The 18,404-nt window shown below is 60.9% G+C and carries 17 protein-coding genes and 1 riboswitch; of the genes, 10 read left to right on the top strand and 7 right to left on the bottom strand.

Translation table 11 applies throughout. The features are described from left to right. Window positions 1-175: 175 nt before the first annotated feature. The 5 genes from metF to ACNA0J_RS28945 all read right to left on the bottom strand — a co-directional run bounded on the left by metF (window position 176) and on the right by ACNA0J_RS28945 (window position 5,334). A complete protein-coding gene (metF, locus tag ACNA0J_RS28965) occupies window positions 176-1,030 on the bottom strand; it encodes a methylenetetrahydrofolate reductase [NAD(P)H] (RefSeq protein ID WP_415822457.1) in 855 nt (284 codons plus the stop codon). 27 nt (window positions 1,031-1,057) lie between these two features. Further along, a complete protein-coding gene (locus ACNA0J_RS28960) occupies window positions 1,058-1,393 on the bottom strand; it encodes a phage holin family protein (protein WP_094824185.1) in 336 nt (111 codons plus the stop codon). A gap of 162 nt (window positions 1,394-1,555) precedes the next feature. After that, the gene (gene ahcY, locus ACNA0J_RS28955; protein ID WP_415822455.1) at window positions 1,556-2,959 is read right to left on the bottom strand and encodes an adenosylhomocysteinase; all 1,404 of its coding nucleotides are present in this window, start codon (window positions 2,957-2,959) and stop codon (window positions 1,556-1,558) included. 96 nt (window positions 2,960-3,055) lie between these two features. After that, window positions 3,056-3,178: riboswitch (S-adenosyl-L-homocysteine riboswitch) on the bottom strand. 67 nt (window positions 3,179-3,245) lie between these two features. Continuing rightward, window positions 3,246-4,316 carry a glycosyltransferase family 4 protein gene (locus ACNA0J_RS28950; protein ID WP_415822454.1) on the bottom strand — a complete coding sequence of 357 codons (1,071 nt, stop codon included), beginning with the start codon at window positions 4,314-4,316 and terminating at the stop codon, window positions 3,246-3,248. A 94-nt stretch (window positions 4,317-4,410) separates the two neighbouring features. Continuing rightward, entirely contained in the window at window positions 4,411-5,334 is a 924-nt protein-coding gene (locus ACNA0J_RS28945) for a LysR family transcriptional regulator (RefSeq protein WP_415822453.1), read from the bottom strand. A gap of 144 nt (window positions 5,335-5,478) precedes the next feature. Between ACNA0J_RS28945 and ACNA0J_RS28940 the strand changes: the two genes are divergently transcribed. From ACNA0J_RS28940 to ACNA0J_RS28920, 5 genes are all read left to right on the top strand, one after another. Then, window positions 5,479-6,462 carry a Bug family tripartite tricarboxylate transporter substrate binding protein gene (locus ACNA0J_RS28940; RefSeq protein ID WP_415822452.1) on the top strand — a complete coding sequence of 328 codons (984 nt, stop codon included), beginning with the start codon at window positions 5,479-5,481 and terminating at the stop codon, window positions 6,460-6,462. A gap of 13 nt (window positions 6,463-6,475) precedes the next feature. Further along, the gene (gene leuC / locus ACNA0J_RS28935) at window positions 6,476-7,897 is read left to right on the top strand and encodes a 3-isopropylmalate dehydratase large subunit (RefSeq protein ID WP_415822450.1); all 1,422 of its coding nucleotides are present in this window, start codon (window positions 6,476-6,478) and stop codon (window positions 7,895-7,897) included. Next, window positions 7,894-8,544, top strand: coding sequence for a 3-isopropylmalate dehydratase small subunit (gene leuD, locus ACNA0J_RS28930; RefSeq protein ID WP_415822449.1), 651 nt, complete (start codon window positions 7,894-7,896; stop codon window positions 8,542-8,544). The genes leuC and leuD overlap by 4 nt, the downstream gene beginning before the upstream one ends. Window positions 8,545-8,616: 72 nt before the next feature. Next, window positions 8,617-9,501 carry an alpha/beta fold hydrolase gene (locus ACNA0J_RS28925; RefSeq protein WP_415822447.1) on the top strand — a complete coding sequence of 295 codons (885 nt, stop codon included), beginning with the start codon at window positions 8,617-8,619 and terminating at the stop codon, window positions 9,499-9,501. A 76-nt stretch (window positions 9,502-9,577) separates the two neighbouring features. Beyond that, the gene (locus ACNA0J_RS28920; protein ID WP_415822446.1) at window positions 9,578-9,826 is read left to right on the top strand and encodes a DUF1289 domain-containing protein; all 249 of its coding nucleotides are present in this window, start codon (window positions 9,578-9,580) and stop codon (window positions 9,824-9,826) included. A 149-nt stretch (window positions 9,827-9,975) separates the two neighbouring features. Here ACNA0J_RS28920 and metK read toward each other — a convergent pair whose 3' ends face one another. Then, entirely contained in the window at window positions 9,976-11,139 is a 1,164-nt protein-coding gene (metK, locus tag ACNA0J_RS28915; protein WP_415822445.1) for a methionine adenosyltransferase, read from the bottom strand. A gap of 287 nt (window positions 11,140-11,426) precedes the next feature. On the opposite strand from metK, the gene ACNA0J_RS28910 reads away from it, so the two are divergent. From ACNA0J_RS28910 to xerC, 5 genes are all read left to right on the top strand, one after another. Then, window positions 11,427-12,338 (top strand): lysophospholipid acyltransferase family protein, encoded by a 912-nt coding sequence (locus ACNA0J_RS28910; RefSeq protein WP_415822444.1) that lies wholly within the window; start codon window positions 11,427-11,429, stop codon window positions 12,336-12,338. Next, entirely contained in the window at window positions 12,331-13,221 is an 891-nt protein-coding gene (locus ACNA0J_RS28905; protein WP_415822443.1) for a lysophospholipid acyltransferase family protein, read from the top strand. The genes ACNA0J_RS28910 and ACNA0J_RS28905 overlap by 8 nt, the downstream gene beginning before the upstream one ends. A gap of 109 nt (window positions 13,222-13,330) precedes the next feature. Beyond that, complete coding sequence (dapF, locus tag ACNA0J_RS28900; protein WP_415822442.1) at window positions 13,331-14,245, top strand: diaminopimelate epimerase; 915 nt, start codon at window positions 13,331-13,333, stop codon at window positions 14,243-14,245. A gap of 14 nt (window positions 14,246-14,259) precedes the next feature. Continuing rightward, window positions 14,260-14,943: a DUF484 family protein gene (locus tag ACNA0J_RS28895; RefSeq protein WP_415822441.1), complete on the top strand. Its 684-nt coding sequence runs from the start codon at window positions 14,260-14,262 to the stop codon at window positions 14,941-14,943. A 139-nt stretch (window positions 14,944-15,082) separates the two neighbouring features. Continuing rightward, entirely contained in the window at window positions 15,083-16,066 is a 984-nt protein-coding gene (gene xerC, locus ACNA0J_RS28890) for a tyrosine recombinase XerC (protein ID WP_415822440.1), read from the top strand. Window positions 16,067-16,079: 13 nt separating this feature from the next. On the opposite strand, the gene ACNA0J_RS28885 is transcribed toward xerC, so the two are convergent. Next, window positions 16,080-18,155 carry a TonB-dependent receptor domain-containing protein gene (locus tag ACNA0J_RS28885; protein ID WP_415822439.1) on the bottom strand — a complete coding sequence of 692 codons (2,076 nt, stop codon included), beginning with the start codon at window positions 18,153-18,155 and terminating at the stop codon, window positions 16,080-16,082. Window positions 18,156-18,404: the final 249 nt, after the last annotated feature.

Raw genomic sequence — 18,404 nt, 5'->3', positions numbered from 1 at the left:
CCGTTGAGCGCGGATTTAGTCCGCGNAGCGGACCGAGGCCCCTGGTCATGGGCCGAGTCCGCGCGATTAGGCCGGCGCAGCCTCAGCACACCGGACGCCGGCGGATCAAGAACGCCAGCGCTACGTCAACGCGACGAACACCAACGGTCCAATCAAACCTTCAATAACGCGAAGCCTACCGCGCCCCGGTCAGATCCAGCTCCCGCCAAATCCCCAACGCCGCCTCAGCTTGATTCAACGTATAGAAATGCAAGCCAGGCGCGCCGTTATCCAACAAGGTCTGGCACAACTCACCCACCACGTCTACGCCAAACGCCCGAATCGACGCCTTGTCGTCCCCAAATTCAGCCAACCGCAACCGTATCCAGCGCGGAATCTCGGCACCACACATTTCGGAGAAACGTACCAGTTGCGTATGGTTGGTAATCGGCATGATCCCCGGCACGATGGGGATCGTGACCCCTTTGGCCTGGGCACGATCGACAAAGTCAAAATACGCGTCGGAATTGAAGAAATACTGCGTGATCGCCGCATCCGCCCCGGCGTTGACCTTGGCGACGAAGTGATTCAGGTCTGCCTGCGGACTCGCGGCCTGCGGATGCATTTCCGGATATGCAGCGACTTCGATGTGAAATGCGTCGCCCGTCTCCTGGCGGATAAAGGCGACCAGATCTGCCGCATAACGCAATTCGCCGGCATCGCCCCCCATGCCCGAAGGCAAATCCCCGCGCAATGCCACCAGCCGCCGCACGCCTTGCTCGCGATAGGCCGAGAGGATCCCTCTCAAGTCGTCACGCGTCGCACCAATGCAGGACAAATGCGGCGCGGCATCGCATCCCAGGTTTTGCAGCATGCGTACGGTATCGGCCGTGCCGGCGCGCGTGGATCCGCCCGCCCCGAATGTCACGCTGACATAGCGAGGCTGAATGGCCAACAATTGCTTGGCCGCGCGTACCAACCGCTCTTGAGCGGCGATATCGCGCGGGGGGAAAAACTCCAGGCTCAGGGCCGCAGGGGAAGGTCCGGTCATTAGAGAATCGAAAAGGGGAAATCGGAATCAGGGGATCAGGCGCGAAAGCAGGCCGGAAATGATGCTGTACAAAATAGCGCCCCCAACGGCCCACCAGAACCCGTTGACCTGAAAGCCTCGCAAAATCGAGCCAGCCAGCCAGAACAACAGCGCGTTGAGCACCAGCAGAAACAAACCCAACGTGACGATCGTGATCGGCAACGTCAATAGCACCAACACGGGTTTGACCAGCATGTTCAGTAAACCCAACACCAGCGCGGCAACGAGCGCCGAGCCAAAACTGGCCACTGTGATGCCTGGCAACAGATAAGCCACAATCAACAGGGCCACCGCGTTCAATAGCCAAACTAAGATCAAAGTCATCGTGCTTTCTCCGGTAAGGCGCCCACAGGTAGGCGAAATCCGCCGCGCCCGAGGCNCCCCGATACAGCAGGCCTGGCATAACCTATTGCAGTGGCGCCCCCATCGGGGTAGCGCCGTGCGGTCTATGCACAGGCCTAAACATCCACCTATTGTGCTACAGGATCAATAGCGATAGTGCTCGGGCTTGAAGGGGCCCTCGACCGGTACATTGATGTAATCAGCTTGATCCTGACGCAACGTCGTCAGCTTCACGCCCAGTTTCTTCAGGTGCAGGCGAGCAACCTTCTCGTCCAGCTGCTTGGGCAGTACATACACCTGGCCGCGCTCGTAAGCCTCGTTACGCGTGAACAATTCGATCTGTGCGATGGTCTGGTTCGCAAACGAGGACGACATCACGAACGAGGGATGGCCCGTGGCGCAGCCCAGATTCACCAAGCGTCCCTGTGCCAGCAAGATGATGCGCTTGCCATCGGGGAACACGATGTGATCGACCTGCGGTTTGATTTCTTCCCACTGTAGGTCTTCCACCGAGGCGACGTCGATTTCGTTGTCGAAGTGGCCGATGTTGCACAAGATGGCCTGGTCTTTCATGGCGTCCATGTGCGCGCGGGTAATGACGTGATAATTGCCCGTGGCCGTCACGAAGATATCTGCCAGCGGAGCGGCTTCTTCCATGGTGACGACCTTGAAGCCTTCCATCGCGGCTTGCAGAGCGCAGATCGGATCGACTTCAGTCACCCAGACTTGGGCGCGCAAGGCGGCCAACGCTTGCGCGCAGCCCTTGCCCACATCGCCATAGCCGGCGACTACGGCGACCTTGCCGGCGACCATCACATCGGTCGCGCGCTTGATGCCGTCGACCAGCGATTCACGGCAACCATACAGGTTGTCGAACTTGGACTTGGTCACCGAGTCGTTGACGTTGATGGCGGCAAATGCCAACTCGCCTTTTTGCGACATCTGGTAGAGACGGTGCACGCCGGTGGTGGTTTCTTCGGTCACGCCCTTGATGGCAGCCAGGCGGGTGGAATACCACTTGGGATCGCGTTCCAGCGTGGCTTTGATGGAGGCGAACAACACGCGTTCTTCTTCGCTGCCCGGTTTGGCCAGCACCGAGATATCTTTCTCGGCACGTGCGCCCAGGTGCAACAACAGCGTGGCATCGCCGCCGTCATCCAGGATCATGTTGGCATGACGGCCCTCGGGCCATTCGAAAATGCGGTGCGTGTATTGCCAGTATTCTTCCAGGGTCTCGCCTTTGACGGCGAACACCGGCGTACCGGTCGCGGCGATCGCAGCGGCTGCGTGATCCTGGGTCGAGAAAATGTTGCACGATGCCCAGCGGACTTCAGCGCCCAGCGCCACCAGCGTTTCGATCAGCACGCCGGTCTGGATGGTCATGTGCAGGCTGCCGGCGATACGCGCGCCCTTGAGCGGCTGGCTGGCGGCGAATTCTTCACGGATGGCCATCAGGCCGGGCATTTCAGTTTCGGCGATCGCCAATTCGCGGCGGCCCCAGCCGGCCAGCGAAATATCGGCAACGAGGAAATCGGGGGTGGTAGTCATGTGTTGAGTGCTCCTAGATATCAACGGCAGTGCTTGTCGCAGGCAACCGTACGGAACACCCAATCGTGAAAAGGCGCCCGCCTTTGCCTGCTGCGACAAAGGTGAGCGCCGTTGCTGGACGCCGCCTGGGCGACGTCTGGTGAGATTCCTGAGCCTGGCAACCCGCCTGGCCGCCCCGACAGGGACAAACCGGGGATCGTCGCAGCGCTCCTCAGGACTGAGACGAATTGTACCGGGTGCAACGAGGGATGCAACCAAGCGGCGCAAAACGCCTAGGGGGGCCGCCTTATGTCTGCGGCGTCAGTGAGTTCGTTGCGGCCGAATTTGCCGAGATGGGCCAGGCAGCCTCTCCCGCCGGCGTCAAAGGCACCAACGCCTGCAGCAGATCCTGCGCAATCTTTTCCCAGGTACGCTTCAATGCGCCCTCGCGGACACCTGTACGGTCGAGTTCCAGCGCCTGGCGGCACGCCATTGACAGATCGTCATTTACGAAGCCCGTGGCGCCGGCATCGATCACCGCCAGCGGTGCTTCGGTATGAAACGCGGCAACGGGGGTACCGCAAGCCATGGATTCCAACATCACCAGGCCAAACGTATCGGTCAGGCTGGGGAACACAAAGACGTCGGCCGACGAATAATAGGCCGGCAGTTTCGCATCGGGCTGCATGCCCAGGAAGCGGACGTTGGGATAGGCTTTGCGCAGCCGGGCCTCATCGGGCCCCGTGCCGACCACCACCTTGCTGCCTGGCAGATCCAGCGACAGGAACGCATCCAGATTCTTTTCCCGAGCCACTCGCCCCACGTTCAGAAAAATCGGCCGCGGCAGATCCTCGAACGCATCCCGCTTGCCTGGACGAAAGTGCGCCGCATCCACGCCGCGGGACCACACGCGCAGGTTTGCCAGCCCGCGCGCGGCCACAATGTCGCGTACGGTCGGCGTCGGCACCAGCACACAAGCTGACGGACGGTGAAACCAGCGCATGAATCGCCAAGGCAGCGATGCGGGAATGCCCATTCTGGCCTGCAGATAATCTGGAAACAACGTGTGAAACGACGTGGTGAATCGCCATCCCTTGCGCAGGGCCATGCGCCTCGCCGCCAGGCCCAGCGGCCCCTCGGTAGCGATGTGCAAGGCATCGGGCACCGTATCGCCCAGGATGCGGCGCAACTGCCGGCCCGGCGTCAGACATAGGCGCAACTCGGGCTCAGACGGCGCCGGCATCGACCGCGCGCCATTGGGATTGACCACGATCAGTTCGTGTCCCCATTGCGTCAGCAGGCGCTGCATGGTGGTCCAAGTACGGACCACGCCATTGACCTGGGGGGGCCAGGCATCAGTAACCAAAACGATACGCATAGGTATCCCCGGCGCGAAAGTCATCGATCCCGCGATTTAGCCTGCTGAATGTGACACGTCAAAGACAGAAATATGACGGCTGCAAGACGAGGATCTACCACACGTCCCGGTCGCTGCCCGGCGGGCGGACATGGCCGGCGAAACGCTGCACCAGAAAATCCACGAATGCCACGGTCTTTGCCGGCAGATTCAGCCGCTCCGGATACAGGGCATGGATGTCGGCCGGCGGCGTATGCCAATCGGACAACACCTGCCGCAGTCGCCCGGACCGCAGATACGCCGCAGTTTCCCACTCAGATCGCATGACGATACCGTGGCCGTCCAAGGCCCATTGCAGTGCGCTCTCGCCATCATTCGAGCTGAGCGGGCCACGCACTTTGACGGTTTCCATACGCTGGCCGCTGCGCAAATGCCACGTACCATAGGCCACATCATTTTCGCGCACCACGATGCAACGATGACGCGACAGGTCTCCTGGCGTACGCGGTTCGCCCGCTGCCTGCAGATAGCGGGGCGACGCACAGAGCAGCCGGCGATTGGACGCGATCTTGCGTGCGGTGAGCCGGGCATCGGGAATGTCGCCAAAACGCACGGCCACATCAAAGCCCTCGTCCAATAGATTGACGGGACGATCCGTCAAACGCATCTGGACCTCGACCTCGGGAAAAGCGCGCGAGAAATCAGACACTGCCGGCACGATGTGGGCGCGGCCGAAACCAAACGTGGCATTCAGTCTCAGCAGTCCCCGAGGTTGAGCCTGGCCACTGGCGATATTGCGTTCCAACGCCTCCAGATCGGCCAGGATGCGGTTGCCTTCGGCCAGATAGCGCTCGCCCTCGTGCGTGACGGTCACCCGTCTGGTGGTGCGGTTGAGCAGCCGTACGCCCAGCCGGCGCTCCAGATTGGCCAGCCGCGTACTCACGGCAGGCGGCGTCAAGCCGAGCTCGCGTGCCGCTGCCGACAAGTTGCCGTGTTTCACCAGCAGTGAAAAAAACGCCAAGTCAGAGATGGCATTCATGGGCGCCTCCGCCTGCCTATTATTAAATTATTTTAAATAACGCTTTATTTATTCATTAATTATAAGAACAAACTTGGCCTATACACTGGCTGCACAACATCGAACCATAGCCGTGCCATGTTCGCGGCCCCAAAGGAGACATCCATGACGTCATTGCTTTCCCGGCAGATCCTCTGTGCCGTCGTATCGGCGGCGGGCTGTATCGCCGCGCCATCCGCCTCGGCGCAGGCGTTCCCCCAACGCGCCATCACGCTGGTTGCGCCATTCGCGCCAGGAGGCAGCGTCGACATCACGGCACGCTTGATCGCGGATGCCTGGGCCAAGCAATTGGGACAAAGCGTGGTAGTGGAAAACCGCGCGGGCGCCTCCGGCAATATCGGCATGGCGGCCGTGGCACGCGCCCAGCCTGACGGCTACACCCTCTCCATCAACACGATGTCGTTGGCGATCAATCCGTCGTTATTCAAGAACATGCCCTTCGATACGCTGAAGGATCTGCGGTCAGTCGGCACGATCGCGACGTCGCAGCATGTGCTCACGGTCACCAATAGCCTGCCGGTCAACAACGTCGCCGAGCTACTGGCGTATGTGCGTGCACGGCCCGACAATGCGTTGAGCTTTGGATCGGCTGGAACGGGCAGCACCTTTCACATGGCTGCAGAGCTATTCAAGTCTGTCTCCAAAACACAAATCCTGCATGTGCCCTATAAAGGCGGCGGCCCCGCCATGCTGGATACGATCAGCGGTCAAGTGCAGATGAGCTTTCCCGTACTGTCGGCTGCAAAACCGCAGGTCGACGGCGGCAAGCTCAAGCCTCTGGGCGTCACAGGAAAAACGCGATCCCCGCTCTTGCCCAATGTGCCCACTATCGCCGAATCGGGTCTGCCTGATTACGAATTCAACACGTGGTTTGTGATCAGTGCGCCAGCGGGCACCCCCCAGGCAGTGGTGGACACGCTTAATGCCAAGCTGGGCGACGCATTGCGTTCGCCGGAGGTGGTCGAACGCATGAAAAAAGAAGGCTTTGAGCCGCTGATCTCCACCCCGAGCCAAACCGACGACATGGTTGCTGCCGAGATGAAGCGTTGGGCTGGTGTCATCCAGGCCGCCGGCATTGAACCGAACTAAGGAGCCTTTGATCATGGCTGCCATGACGCTATATGACAAACTAGTGGCGAGCCACGAAGTGGCCCGCATCGATGATGAGCATATCCTGCTGTATGTGGATCTCCACATCATGAATGAATACACCAGTCCGCAGGCATTCAGCGGCCTGGCTACGCGGGGCCGGCAGGTATTGCGACCAGGCCAGCAAATGGCGGTTGTCGATCATATTATTCCGACGCATCCAACGCCTGCTGCGTCCCGCGTCATTCAGGATCCGGCATCATCGCGGCAAGCCCGCAATCTCAAGCGCAATTGCGATGAACAGGGTATTGCGTTGTTTGATACGACGGATCCGCTGCAAGGGATCGAACATGTGATCGCGCCCGAACACGGCATGATTCTGCCCGGCATGGTGGTGTTATGTGGTGATAGCCATACAACAACCTACGGTGCGCTGGGCGCACTGGGTTTTGGTATCGGCACCTCAGAGGTGGAACACATTCTGGCGACACAGACACTGGTCTATCGCGTCGCCCGCAATATGCGTATTAGCATCGACGGCGCATTACCGCCAGGGGTATCGGCCAAGGACCTCGTGATCTACGTGGTGTATCGACTCGGTGCGCAAGGCGCGCGCGGCTACGCGGTGGAATACTGCGGCTCGGCAATCGATGCGCTCTCGGCAGAAGCACGCATGACCTTGTGCAATATGACCGTCGAGGCTGGCGCACGCGCTGCGTTGATTGCGCCGGATGACATCACCTGTCGCTATGTCGAGAAGCATGCTCCGCAACTGCATGGCGCAGACCTGGAACAAGCGCGTGAATACTGGCGTACCTTGTATTCGGACGCAGACGCGCAGTTTGACGCGGAATACGTATTCGATGCGGCATCGATCGCGCCTTTCGTGACCTGGGGTACCAGCCCGGATCAAGCGATGCCGGTGACCGGTACAGTGCCGGATCCAGAGGAAGAAACCGATACGCTGGCACGCATCGCATTGCGCAAAGCCATCGACTACATCGGTTTGAAACCAGGCACACCGATCGCGGGTGTTCCCATTGATCGCGTGTTTATCGGCTCGTGTACCAATGGCCGTATCGAAGACCTGCGCATCGTCGCCGCGATGGTCCGAGGCCGTAAAGTCGCTGCCGGCGTGCGCGCAATGATCGTGCCGGGATCGGGTGCGGTACGGACCCAGGCAGAGGCCGAAGGCATCGCAGCACAGTTGATCGAAGCGGGCTTCGAATGGCGCCAGCCGGGCTGTTCGATGTGCCTGGCCATGAACGATGACATGCTGCGTCCCGGCGAGCGCTGTGCGTCGACCACCAATCGCAATTTCGAGGGCCGCCAGGGACGCGGCGGCCTGACGCATTTGATGAGCCCCGCCATGGCCGCCGCGGCAGCATTGACCGGCCGGATCGTTGACGCACGCACATTGGAGCAAGCCGCATGACTGCCTCATCTCTCATCCAGGGCATCGCCGCGCCGTTGCCACTGAGCAATCTGGACACCGACCAGATCATGCCCAAGCAATTCCTGCGCATCATCGACAAGGCCGGCCTGGATCGCGGACTGCTCTACGACTTACGTTTCGACGAAGCGGGCGCGCCGCGCGCAGAGTTCGTCTTGAATCAACCGGCATATGCAGATGCATCGGTGTTGGTAGCGGGGCCGAACTTCGGTTGCGGCTCCAGTCGCGAGCACGCGGTCTGGGGGTTGCAGCAATTCGGCATCCGCGCGGTGATCGCGCCGAGCTTTGGTGAAATTTTCTTCTTTAACGCGCTGAACAATGGACTGTTGTTGATCGCCTTGCCCGTCGAGCAGATTGACGCCCTGCTGCAGCGCGTATCGAATGCCGACAGTAATCGCATCGAGATCGATGTCATGGCCGGGCAAGTGCGCGCCGATGATGATTGGACGGCAACGTTCACCTTGTCGGCTCGACATCGCCAGATGTTTGCACAAGGCCAAGACATGGTGGGCGCATCATTGCAGCAACTGGACGAGATTACTCAATATGAAGCTCAGCACTGGGCTCGTTACCCGTGGATGAAAGACGTCGCCCAACGTGTGCGCAGCCGGCTCGACGCCGCGCGTTGATACGTTCGTCGCCACGGTGATTTGACATGCGATTGCCCGTGTATTGTTGTATGCCCTGAAATTGGAACGCACGTGACCGACTCACTATTCGATCTGCCTTTGCAAACCTTTGTCGTCAATGGCGTACGCATAGCCGCCCGCATCCAGGGCGACGGACCGCCACTGCTGCTATTGCACGGCCATCCTCAGACACACGCCATCTGGCATCGCATCTGGCCTGAGCTGATTCGCACTCACACCTGCATCGCCGCGGATTTGCGCGGCTACGGCGACAGCGAAAAACCCGAGGCCACGTCCGATCACGCCGCGCATTCAAAACGCGAGATGGCGCGTGACATGGCCGAGTTGATGACCACGTTGGGCCACGAGCAATTCGATGTGCTGGCTCACGACCGGGGCGCGCGCGTCGCACATCGTCTGGCGCTGGATCATGCCGCGCGCGTGCGGCGCATGATGTTGCTGGATATCGCGCCTACCCTGGATATGTACGAGGGCACGACCCGTGCCTTTGCACAAGCGTATTTTCATTGGTTCTGGCTCATTCAACGCGCGCCGATTCCCGAAACCATGATCGAACATGACCCGGTGTTTTATATCCGCTCCGTCATGGGCAGCCGGCCCGGGGGCCTGGCGCTGTTCGCCCCCGAGGCATTGGCCGAATACGAACGCTGCGCCCAGCTGCCGAACTGGGCCACCGGCATCTGCGAGGATTACCGCGCCTCGGCCACCATCGACCTGCAACACGACCGTGACGGCCGCGCACAAGGCGAACGCCTGCGCATGCCAGTGCGCGTATTCTGGGGCGAGCGCGGCGCCGTCGGACAAAATTTCGACGTGCTAGGACTATGGCGCGCCGTCGCCGACGATATCGCGGGCAGTGCCTTGCCCGGCGCACATTATCTGGCCGAAGAAATCCCGGAACGGGTTGTGGAAGAAGCGCGACGATTGTTTGCCTAGGCTCCGCCCCGCAGTATCCGACCCTGCATCAGGGCCTTGCAAAAAGGGACGCACGGCGGATGCTAAGCTGCGCCTGATGAGTCACACCCTATCCACCCCTGGCGGCGACACGGCTGCCCCTGGCGACACAGAGCCGTCGCAAAACGCTTTTGTTGCGACCGATTCCCCCTGCGTGGCCGTCTGCTCGACGCTTTTCGACGAGATCTGCCGTGGCTGCGGCCGTACGGCCATGGAAGTCTCCAACTGGGTCTTCATGACCGAGGAAGAAAAACAAATTGTGTGGCACCGGATTCGGGCCCAGGGATATCCGCGGCGCAAGGGATAACGTGGCGGTCTCGCCGATAGTATTAACGCCTTCGTGGAAGTACTGTCTTCAGAGACACAAACCGCGTCAACGACTCCAACGACCTCGTTGCGCAAACAAAAATCCCGCCTGTCTTGGCGGGATTTTTGTCGGATCAAGCAGAAACGGACTTAAGCACTTTTCTTCAGTCCCTGAGCCTTGTCGGTGGCTTCCCAAGAGAACTCGGGCTCGGCACGGCCGAAGTGGCCATAAGCTGCTGTCTTGGTGTAGATCGGACGCAGCAGGTCGAGCATGTTGACGATGCCCTTGGGGCGCAGATCGAAGTGCTCGCGCACCAGCTTGGCGATCTGGTCATCGGAGATCACGCCGGTGCCTTCGGTGTACACCGTGATGTTGATCGGCTCGGCTACGCCGATGGCGTAGCTGACCTGTACCTGGCATTGACGGGCCAGGCCAGCGGCCACGATGTTCTTGGCCACATAGCGCGCTGCATACGCCGCCGAACGGTCAACCTTGGAGGGGTCCTTGCCGGAGAAAGCACCACCGCCGTGCGGGCAAGCGCCGCCGTAGGTGTCCACAATGATCTTGCGCCCCGTCAAGCCGCAATCGCCTTGCGGGCCGCCAATCACGAAACGGCCGGTCGGGTTGACCAGGAATTTCGTCTTCGGCGTGATCAGGCCATCAGGAAAGCTGGGCTTGATGATGTCTTCGATGACGGCTTCGTGAATCGACGATTGCGAGATCTCGGGGGCATGCTGCGTAGACAGCACAACGGTATCGACCTCGACCGGACGGCCATCGACATAGCGGAACGTGACCTGCGACTTGGCGTCGGGACGCAGCCACGGCAGGCGGCCGTCCTTGCGCAACTCGCTCTGGCGCTGCACCAGACGGTGCGCGTACCAGATCGGAGCGGGCATCAGATCAGGGGTTTCGTCGCAGGCGTAACCGAACATCAGGCCTTGGTCACCCGCGCCCTGATTCAAGTAGTCTTCGGAGGTACGGTCCACGCCCTGGGCAATGTCAGGCGACTGCTTGTCATAGGCCACGAGCACCGCGCAGCCTTTGTAATCAATACCGTAATCGGTATTGTCGTAGCCGATGCGACGGATAGTGTCGCGCGCGACCTGGATATAGTCGACGTTGGCGGTGGTGGTGATTTCACCGGCCAACACCACCAACCCGGTGTTGCATAGCGTTTCGGCAGCGACGCGGGCATTCGGGTCTTGGGTAAAAATGGCGTCAAGAATGGAATCGGAAATCTGGTCGGCGACCTTGTCCGGATGCCCTTCGGAGACGGATTCAGAGGTAAAGAGAAAATCGTTACTGGCCACGGATACGTCCTTACGAGACCGGCAAAAAACCGGCACACAGGTTTAACGAGGCGCGTTGCGCGCGGATCTGAACCTGAATGGATAAGGATCTGGGCGCGACGCTTTAGCGGATTTTGCCCGAAACGCATGCGCGTAACAGGCGTCGCCCCGCAAGTTGTCGGTTAACTCGGCGACAGAGCCCATTTTAGGCGAAAATGCCGGGTCCCTGCTTATTGCATGAATTCATACGCTTATCCTTAGATACTTCGCATCGGGGCTTTCTCGCTGCGACACAGACCACGACCCGCATGCTGCTTGCCTTGTTTCGCGCCTTTGCCTTGCTTCCCCTGCCCGTTTTGCACGCGGCGGGGCGACTGCTGGGCCGCCTGGTCTATGCGTTTCCGGGCCGATATCGGCAACGTCTGCGGGCAAATGCCGCCCAGGCGGGTTATACCGATCCGGCATTTGCCCGCCGCGCGGCATCCGAGACCGGCGCCATGATGATGGAAATGCCCAAGGTCTGGTTCCGCGGCCCCGACAGCCTCGCCAAAACGGTTTGCGACGACGTGCACGTCGTCGAAGCGGCGTTGGCCGAAAACCGCGGGATCTTGTTCCTGACGCCGCATTTGGGGTGTTTTGAGATCACGGCACGCTATTTGGCAGTGGCTCTCCACATCCCCATGACCGTCATGTTCCGCCCCCCCCGTGTGGCGGCTTTTGCGCCACTGCTCGATACCGCGCGTAACACCTCCGGCCTGAAGGCCGTGCCCGCGAACATGCAAGGCGTGCGTGAGTTCGTGCGGGCCTTGCGCCGAGGCGGAGCCGTCGGCCTACTGCCCGATCAAGCCCCTGGCGAAGGCGATGGCGTCTGGGCACCGTTCTTCGGGCGCATGGCGTACACCATGACACTGCCGGGCAAGCTGGCCACACAAACCCAGGTGGCCGTCATTATCGTGGCGGGCGAACGCCTGCCAAAGGGCCGCGGTTGGCGCGTCCATTTCTCGCGCGTGCCCGACCCGTTGCCAGAGGGCCCGCAAGCCCAGGCCGCCTTGTTCAATGCCGCCATGGAAAAATTGATTCGCCACGTGCCGCATCAATATCTATGGAGCTACAACCGCTACAAGACGCCACGCGGCGCGCCTCCCATCCCGCCCATGCCCGAAAACACGGCGTCCGACACGCATCCTTCGCATCGTCCAGGGCCGACATCTCATGAATGACTTCAAGCTGCGAGCCCTGAACGCGCTATTCGCCTGGTTTGGCCGCATTCGGCCGTCTACCCGCCAACGCATTGGCGCAGGACTCGGCTGGCTCACCCGCAAACTGGCCCGCTCGCGCGTGCGGATCGTGCGCCTGAACCTGAAATTATGTTTTCCCGAGCTCTCCGAACAAGAGCGGGAAAGCATGATGCAGGCGCACTTCCGCGCCCTGGCACAGACTATCGTTGACCGGGGCGTCCTGTGGTACGGCACGCCCGAGGCCATTCGCGAAATGGTGACCACCGAGGGAGCCGAGCGCATCAATGCCTTGATCGCCGAGGGCCGGCCAGTCCTGCTGCTGGCACCGCACTTTGTGGCACTGGACGCCGCCGCGACGCGCTTGAGCATGGATGTCCCCAGTAGCGCCACCATGTACACCCCCCAGAGCGATCCCGCGGTGGACACGCTGGTGCGTAACGGCCGCGGTCGATTCAACGAAGTCTTCCTCGTGAGCCGCAAAGACGGCGTGCGCGATCTGATCCGCCATCTGCGCGCGCCTCGACCGGTGTATTACCTGCCCGATATGGACTTTGGCCGCCAGGGAGCGGTGTTCGTGCCCTTTTTTGGCGTACCGGCAGCCACCCTCGAAGCCACCGCCCAATTAGCCCGCAAATGGAACGCCGCGGTCGTGCCCGTGATCGATTTCTGGGATCCGGACACGGGCCGATACCATGTGGAAGTCCTGCCCCCGCTGGCGGATTTCCCTGGCGAGGGTTCCCTGGAGGAAGCCACGGCCCGCTTGAATCTGCACATAGAAGGCTGGGTGCGGCGCTGCCCCAGCCAGTATTACTGGGTTCACCGGCGCTTTAAGACACGCCCCTTGGGCGAAGCCAAATATTATTGAATGCCCGGCAGGTGTGGCGTTGGCGGCATCCGTCACCTGAATCACACGAAAATCCGGAGCGGCTCGGCTTTCCCCCGGTCAGCCACCCCTACTGCCACGCTCCCACGTAATGCGCGATAATCCTCCCATGATCTGGAACTTCACCAAAATGCATGGCGCGGGCAACGACTTTGTCGTGCTCGACGGCGTACGCCAAGCCATCCACATGACGCCCGAGCGCGCGCGCGCCCTGGCCGATCGTCATTTCGGCATCGGCGCCGACCAAATTCTCCTGGTCGAACCGGCCACACGTTCGGACGCGGATTTTCGCTATCGCATTTTCAATGCCGATGGGTCGGAGGTCGAGCACTGCGGCAACGGCGCGCGCTGCTTTGTGCGATTCGTACACGAACAACATTTGTCCGATCGTAATCCGCTGCGCGCCGAGATTGCGACCGGCATTCTGGTGCTGGATGAGGGCGACGACGAACAGGTCACCGTGGATATGGGCGTAACCCGATTTGATCCGGCCGCCCTGCCGTTCGATACCGATGGCCTGGCCTCACACACGCAGGGCGAGGACACATTGTGGCAATTGGACTTGCCCGACGCGCCCGCCGATGCACCGCGCAGCGTGCAGGTCTCGGCCGTCGCCATTTCCAATCCCCATGCCGTCCAACAAGTCGACGACGTAGACACCGCTCCCGTAGGTATCGTTGGCCCGCTGGTCGAGCGTCACCGCCGTTTTGCCCGTCGCGTCAACGCGGGCTTTATGCAAGTCGTCGACCGCAACACCATCCGGCTGCGCGTATACGAGCGCGGGGCGGGCGAGACCCTGGCCTGCGGAACTGGCGCCTGCGCTGCCGTCGCTGCCGGCATTCGCCGCGGCCTGCTGGATTCGCCCGTGCGGGTCCACACCCGCGGCGGCACCCTCACCGTGGACTGGAACGGCGAACGCCTGCGCATGACGGGCCCCGCCACCTCTGTCTACAACGGCCAAGTCGATATCGACAAGCTGGTTTTCTCCATGGCCCTCGGCCGATAAACGCTACGCACTCAATGACCGATACCGCTCTCACTGCCCAGGACATCGCGGATTTCCTGCAAAACAACCCGGAATTCTTCGATCAGCACGCCGAGGTCTTTGCCACGCTGCAAGTCCCGCACCCGCACGGTACGCGCGCCATTTCGCTGGGTGAGCGGCAGATTCTGACCCTGCGCGAACGCAACCGCGAACTCGAATGGCGCCTTAACGAGCTGATCAACAACGCCGATTCGAATGAGGCCATTGGCGATCATGTATCGCAATGGTGCGCGCGCCTGCTGGGCGAAAGCGAGCCGCAACATCTGCCAGGCGAAATCGCACTGGGCCTGGCCGAGCAATTCGACCTGAATCATGTCGGCCTGCGGTTGTGGAATCTGGCCGGACTCACTCCCACGGGCTACGGCGCGCCTGTTTCGCAGGACGTGCGCGACTTTACCGACAGCCTGAAAACACCCTACTGTGGCCCGGACACCGAATTCGAAGCCGTGAACTGGCTGGATGCCAAGCCTCAATCGCTGGCCTTGATTCCGCTGCGTTTCGAGTCCGATCAACCCAGCATCGGCCTGCTCGTCTTGGGGTCTGATGATCCTGTCCGCTTCAATCCGGAAATGGGCACGGTATTTCTCGAAGCGATCGGCCGCTTGGCTTCCGCAACCCTGCGCCGGCTGAATACGCCGGCGCCGCAGAATCCGGCCTGACATATCGAGAGGACAGGGATCAGGAGCACACCACATCAATCCCGTGCTTACCTTTGACCCATACGGATCGCAGGCCGGCCAACCCGTGCCTGCCCCCCGCCGTAAAAGCGGCGATGCCTGGACCTGAGGCTTATCCATCATGACCGAGCCAGTTCCCGATCCCGTTTCAGAATCCCTGCCTCAGCCCCTGGATGCGTGGCTGCAACACTTGCAGGCCCATCGGCGCTATTCCCCTCACACGCTGGACGCCTATCGACGCGACCTGCGCCAGTTGGCCACCTTGGCCCACGCAGTCAAGCTGCCGCTCGAACAGCTCACCAACAGCCACATCCGGCAGTTTGCCGCCCGTCTGCATGCACAGGGCCTGGGACCGCGCAGCCTGGCCCGCGCATTGGCCGCCTGGCGAGGTTTTTATCAATGGTGGGCGCTCACGATCGACCTGGCCGGCAACCCCGTTGTCGGCGTGCGCGCCCCCAAAGCGCCCCGCGGCCTGCCCAAGGCACTATCCGTAGAGCAGGCACAGGCACTGCTGGACCATGCTTCGGCACAACTGGCTACCGAACCTGCGGGCTTGCGCGATCGCGCCATGTTCGAACTCCTGTATTCCAGCGGTCTACGGCTCTCTGAGCTCGTCGGGCTGGATTTGCACTACACCCGTACTGCCGACTACGAATCGTCGAGCTGGCTCAACCTCGCCGAAGCCGAGGTCGTTGTATTGGGCAAAGGCGGCAAACGCCGCAGCGTCCCCGTCGGACAAACCGCATTGACTGCCCTACAACGCTGGATCGAGGTCAGGTCCCAATTGGCAGCGGCGAGCGCTACTGATACCGACGCCAATGCCCTGTTCGTCGGCACACGAGGCCGGCGCATCTCACCTCGCGTCGTCCAAACACAGCTCGCGAAATTCGCGCAGGCAGCTGGCCTGCCTGCGCACGTACACCCGCACGTGTTGCGCCATAGCTTCGCCAGCCACGTGCTGCAATCCGCGCAAGACCTGCGTGCAGTGCAAGAAATGCTGGGGCATGCCAACATCTCTACGACACAGATCTACACCAGACTGGACTTTCAGCATCTGGCCAAAGCCTATGATCAGGCTCATCCACGTGCGGGACGTAAATCCTAGATTTACGTCGCGATCAGTACATCACCCGCATGCCCAATAGCACGCTACGCCCCGCCAACGGCGCGGCTGTCGAAATAAAAGACGCGTGGTTATAGGCTAGCTTATCCAGCAAGTTCGTCCCGCGTAGATAGACCTCATAAGCGGTATCGGCGCCAAACGTACTGCGATAGCTCACCACGGCATTCACCATGTCATACCCCGCCGTGCTTGATTCATACGACGCGATATCGTTCTGGCGGAACACATGCGCATACTCGACGCCGCCGGACCATTGCTGCCACTTGACGTTGGCCCGCACGCCCGCGCGCGCAGCAGGAATACGCGGCAGATTGCCATCGCCGCCGGTCAATTTGCCACGTACGTAGTCACCGAACACACCGGCCGAAAACACCTTGTTGAACTGGTGGCGTACCTCGCCCTCGATCCCTGTGAATTCTGCATCATGCTGCGCGTATTCGATCAAGCGGAAATCCTCGTACTGATCGAGCGTGTTCGCATAAATGTAGTTCTTGACCCGATTATGGAAAGCGCTCACGCTGAACGTCGTGTCGCCTTCATGCTTGCGCAGAGTCAAATCGATATTGTGCGAGGTTTCCTTGCTCAAATCTGCATTGCCGATTTCATAGGTATTCGTCGCCAGGTGCACACCGTCTGCATACAACTCCTGCGCATTGGGCAGGCGCTGCGAGCGCGACAAAGACAAGGCCACCGAATACTGCGGCGCAAAGTCCCAGATTGCGGCGGCCGACAAAGAGGTGCCTGATTGGCTGGAACGCGGGTTATCGCCCTCGGGAGAAATACGTTGCCAGTCCTGGCGTGCACCAACCTCAAAGCGCCAATCGGCCAGACGATATTCCTCTAGCAAAAAGAGGCCCGTCGACTGCGTATCGCTGCGCGGCAAGAACGCCTCTTCGCCCTCAGCGCTGAAATCACTGAACGAATTCTGCAAACCGATCACACCGCGCCAGCCGTACAGCGGCTTGTGCTCCAACTCCAGACGCGCGTCATAGCCGCGGTTTTTAAAGGTGGTGCCGACTTCTCCGCCTTCGATTTCCTGATGCTGATAATCCGTCAGACCGCCACGAAAGCGGATCTTTTCGAATCCGGCAAAAGGCTCGGTATATTCCGCACGGACGTCCACGCGCTTGCTGCGCAGCTTGACGTAGGGAGGATCCTCATCCTCACCATGTTCGTGGTCATGATCATGACCGTCTTCACCCTCGTGATCGTGATCGTCGTGACCGCTGCAATGCAGATGCGTGCCATGGGGGTGGCAGCCTTCATATTCGTGATTGTGTCCGGGCAGGCCGTATTTGCTGTCCAGATAGGTGAATGCCACCCCGACATAACCGCGCGGCGTGACCCACGACAGGCCCAGGCTGCCTTGCGAGGACTCGCTATACGAGCCTGCCAGCTCTTTGCTGGTCCAATCCGGCACGTCGTAATCATCGGTGCGACGTTTCATGCCTTCGACGTGGACTGCAAACTGGCCTGTGCCGGCGGTGATGCTCACTGCGCCTGCACGCTCGTTGGTGCCGGTCGCACCGCGAATCTCTGCTTCGGCCTCCACGCCTTTCTCCGGGATTGCCGTGGGGATACGGTTATCCAGCACGTTGACGACACCGCCAATGGCGCCTCCGCCGTACAACAGCGTGGCCGGACCGCGCAGGACTTCGATGCGTTGCGCCAAGAGGGGCTCTGTCGTCACAGCGTGGTCGGGAGAAATGCTGGAAGCATCCATCAATTCCGAACCGTCTGACAGCACCTTGACCCGTGGCGCGGTCTGGCCGCGGATCACAGGCCGGCTGGCGCCGCCGCCGAACGTATCCGAGTTGATGCCCGGTAAACCGTTCAACGTATCGCCCAGGGTGCCTTGACGGCGCTCAATCAGCGCGTTGCCGTCCAGCACCAGCGCGGGCAAGGCCATGCTGTCGGGGTCCAGGCCCAGCGGATTGGCCGACACGGTGATGGGAGCCAAGGTGGCAGCAGTGTCTGCATTGGTATCGGCCGCTTGGGCTTGTTGCGCCTGCACGGCGGGGGCTAGCGCTAGAGAGAGTGTCAGCGCTAGCGGATGAGGGTTTAACGTCATTTCCCGTCTCGACTATGTTATATCATTTCAAAAACTACGAGATGATATAACATATCAATTATTGACGCAGAAAAAATTACGGCGATTGCTGATCGATCAGCGCTGGCGGGATGTATCTCTGGGAAGGCGTCCCTGCCGGGTGCCTGGAAGCCGCACCGGCCCTATCGCACGGACTCGGCCCGTGACCAGGGGCCTCGGTCCGCTNCGCGGACTAAATCCGCGCTCAACGGCCCGGTGCNGCNTCCAGAC

It is taken from the genome of Bordetella tumbae, assembly GCF_965139195.1.
Classification (GTDB): domain Bacteria; phylum Pseudomonadota; class Gammaproteobacteria; order Burkholderiales; family Burkholderiaceae_B; genus Bordetella_A; species Bordetella_A tumbae.
The sequence above is the reverse complement of the archived record's forward strand: the minus strand, read 5'-3'. Positions and strand labels throughout refer to the sequence as shown.

What these genes read in the sequence shown, in the direction of transcription:
- metF (WP_415822457.1), bottom strand. Translation starts at nt 1,030, where the DNA reads ATGACCGGACCTTCCCCTGCGGCCCTGAGCCTGGAGTTTTTCCCCCCG.
- ACNA0J_RS28960 (WP_094824185.1), bottom strand. Translation starts at nt 1,393, where the DNA reads ATGACTTTGATCTTAGTTTGGCTATTGAACGCGGTGGCCCTGTTGATT.
- ahcY (WP_415822455.1), bottom strand. Translation starts at nt 2,959, where the DNA reads ATGACTACCACCCCCGATTTCCTCGTTGCCGATATTTCGCTGGCCGGC.
- ACNA0J_RS28950 (WP_415822454.1), bottom strand. Translation starts at nt 4,316, where the DNA reads ATGCGTATCGTTTTGGTTACTGATGCCTGGCCCCCCCAGGTCAATGGC.
- ACNA0J_RS28945 (WP_415822453.1), bottom strand. Translation starts at nt 5,334, where the DNA reads ATGAATGCCATCTCTGACTTGGCGTTTTTTTCACTGCTGGTGAAACAC.
- ACNA0J_RS28940 (WP_415822452.1), top strand. Translation starts at nt 5,479, where the DNA reads ATGACGTCATTGCTTTCCCGGCAGATCCTCTGTGCCGTCGTATCGGCG.
- leuC (WP_415822450.1), top strand. Translation starts at nt 6,476, where the DNA reads ATGGCTGCCATGACGCTATATGACAAACTAGTGGCGAGCCACGAAGTG.
- leuD (WP_415822449.1), top strand. Translation starts at nt 7,894, where the DNA reads ATGACTGCCTCATCTCTCATCCAGGGCATCGCCGCGCCGTTGCCACTG.
- ACNA0J_RS28920 (WP_415822446.1), top strand. Translation starts at nt 9,578, where the DNA reads ATGAGTCACACCCTATCCACCCCTGGCGGCGACACGGCTGCCCCTGGC.
- ACNA0J_RS28910 (WP_415822444.1), top strand. Translation starts at nt 11,427, where the DNA reads ATGCTGCTTGCCTTGTTTCGCGCCTTTGCCTTGCTTCCCCTGCCCGTT.
- ACNA0J_RS28905 (WP_415822443.1), top strand. Translation starts at nt 12,331, where the DNA reads ATGAATGACTTCAAGCTGCGAGCCCTGAACGCGCTATTCGCCTGGTTT.
- dapF (WP_415822442.1), top strand. Translation starts at nt 13,331, where the DNA reads ATGCGCGATAATCCTCCCATGATCTGGAACTTCACCAAAATGCATGGC.
- ACNA0J_RS28895 (WP_415822441.1), top strand. Translation starts at nt 14,260, where the DNA reads ATGACCGATACCGCTCTCACTGCCCAGGACATCGCGGATTTCCTGCAA.
- xerC (WP_415822440.1), top strand. Translation starts at nt 15,083, where the DNA reads ATGACCGAGCCAGTTCCCGATCCCGTTTCAGAATCCCTGCCTCAGCCC.
- ACNA0J_RS28885 (WP_415822439.1), bottom strand. Translation starts at nt 18,155, where the DNA reads ATGACGTTAAACCCTCATCCGCTAGCGCTGACACTCTCTCTAGCGCTA.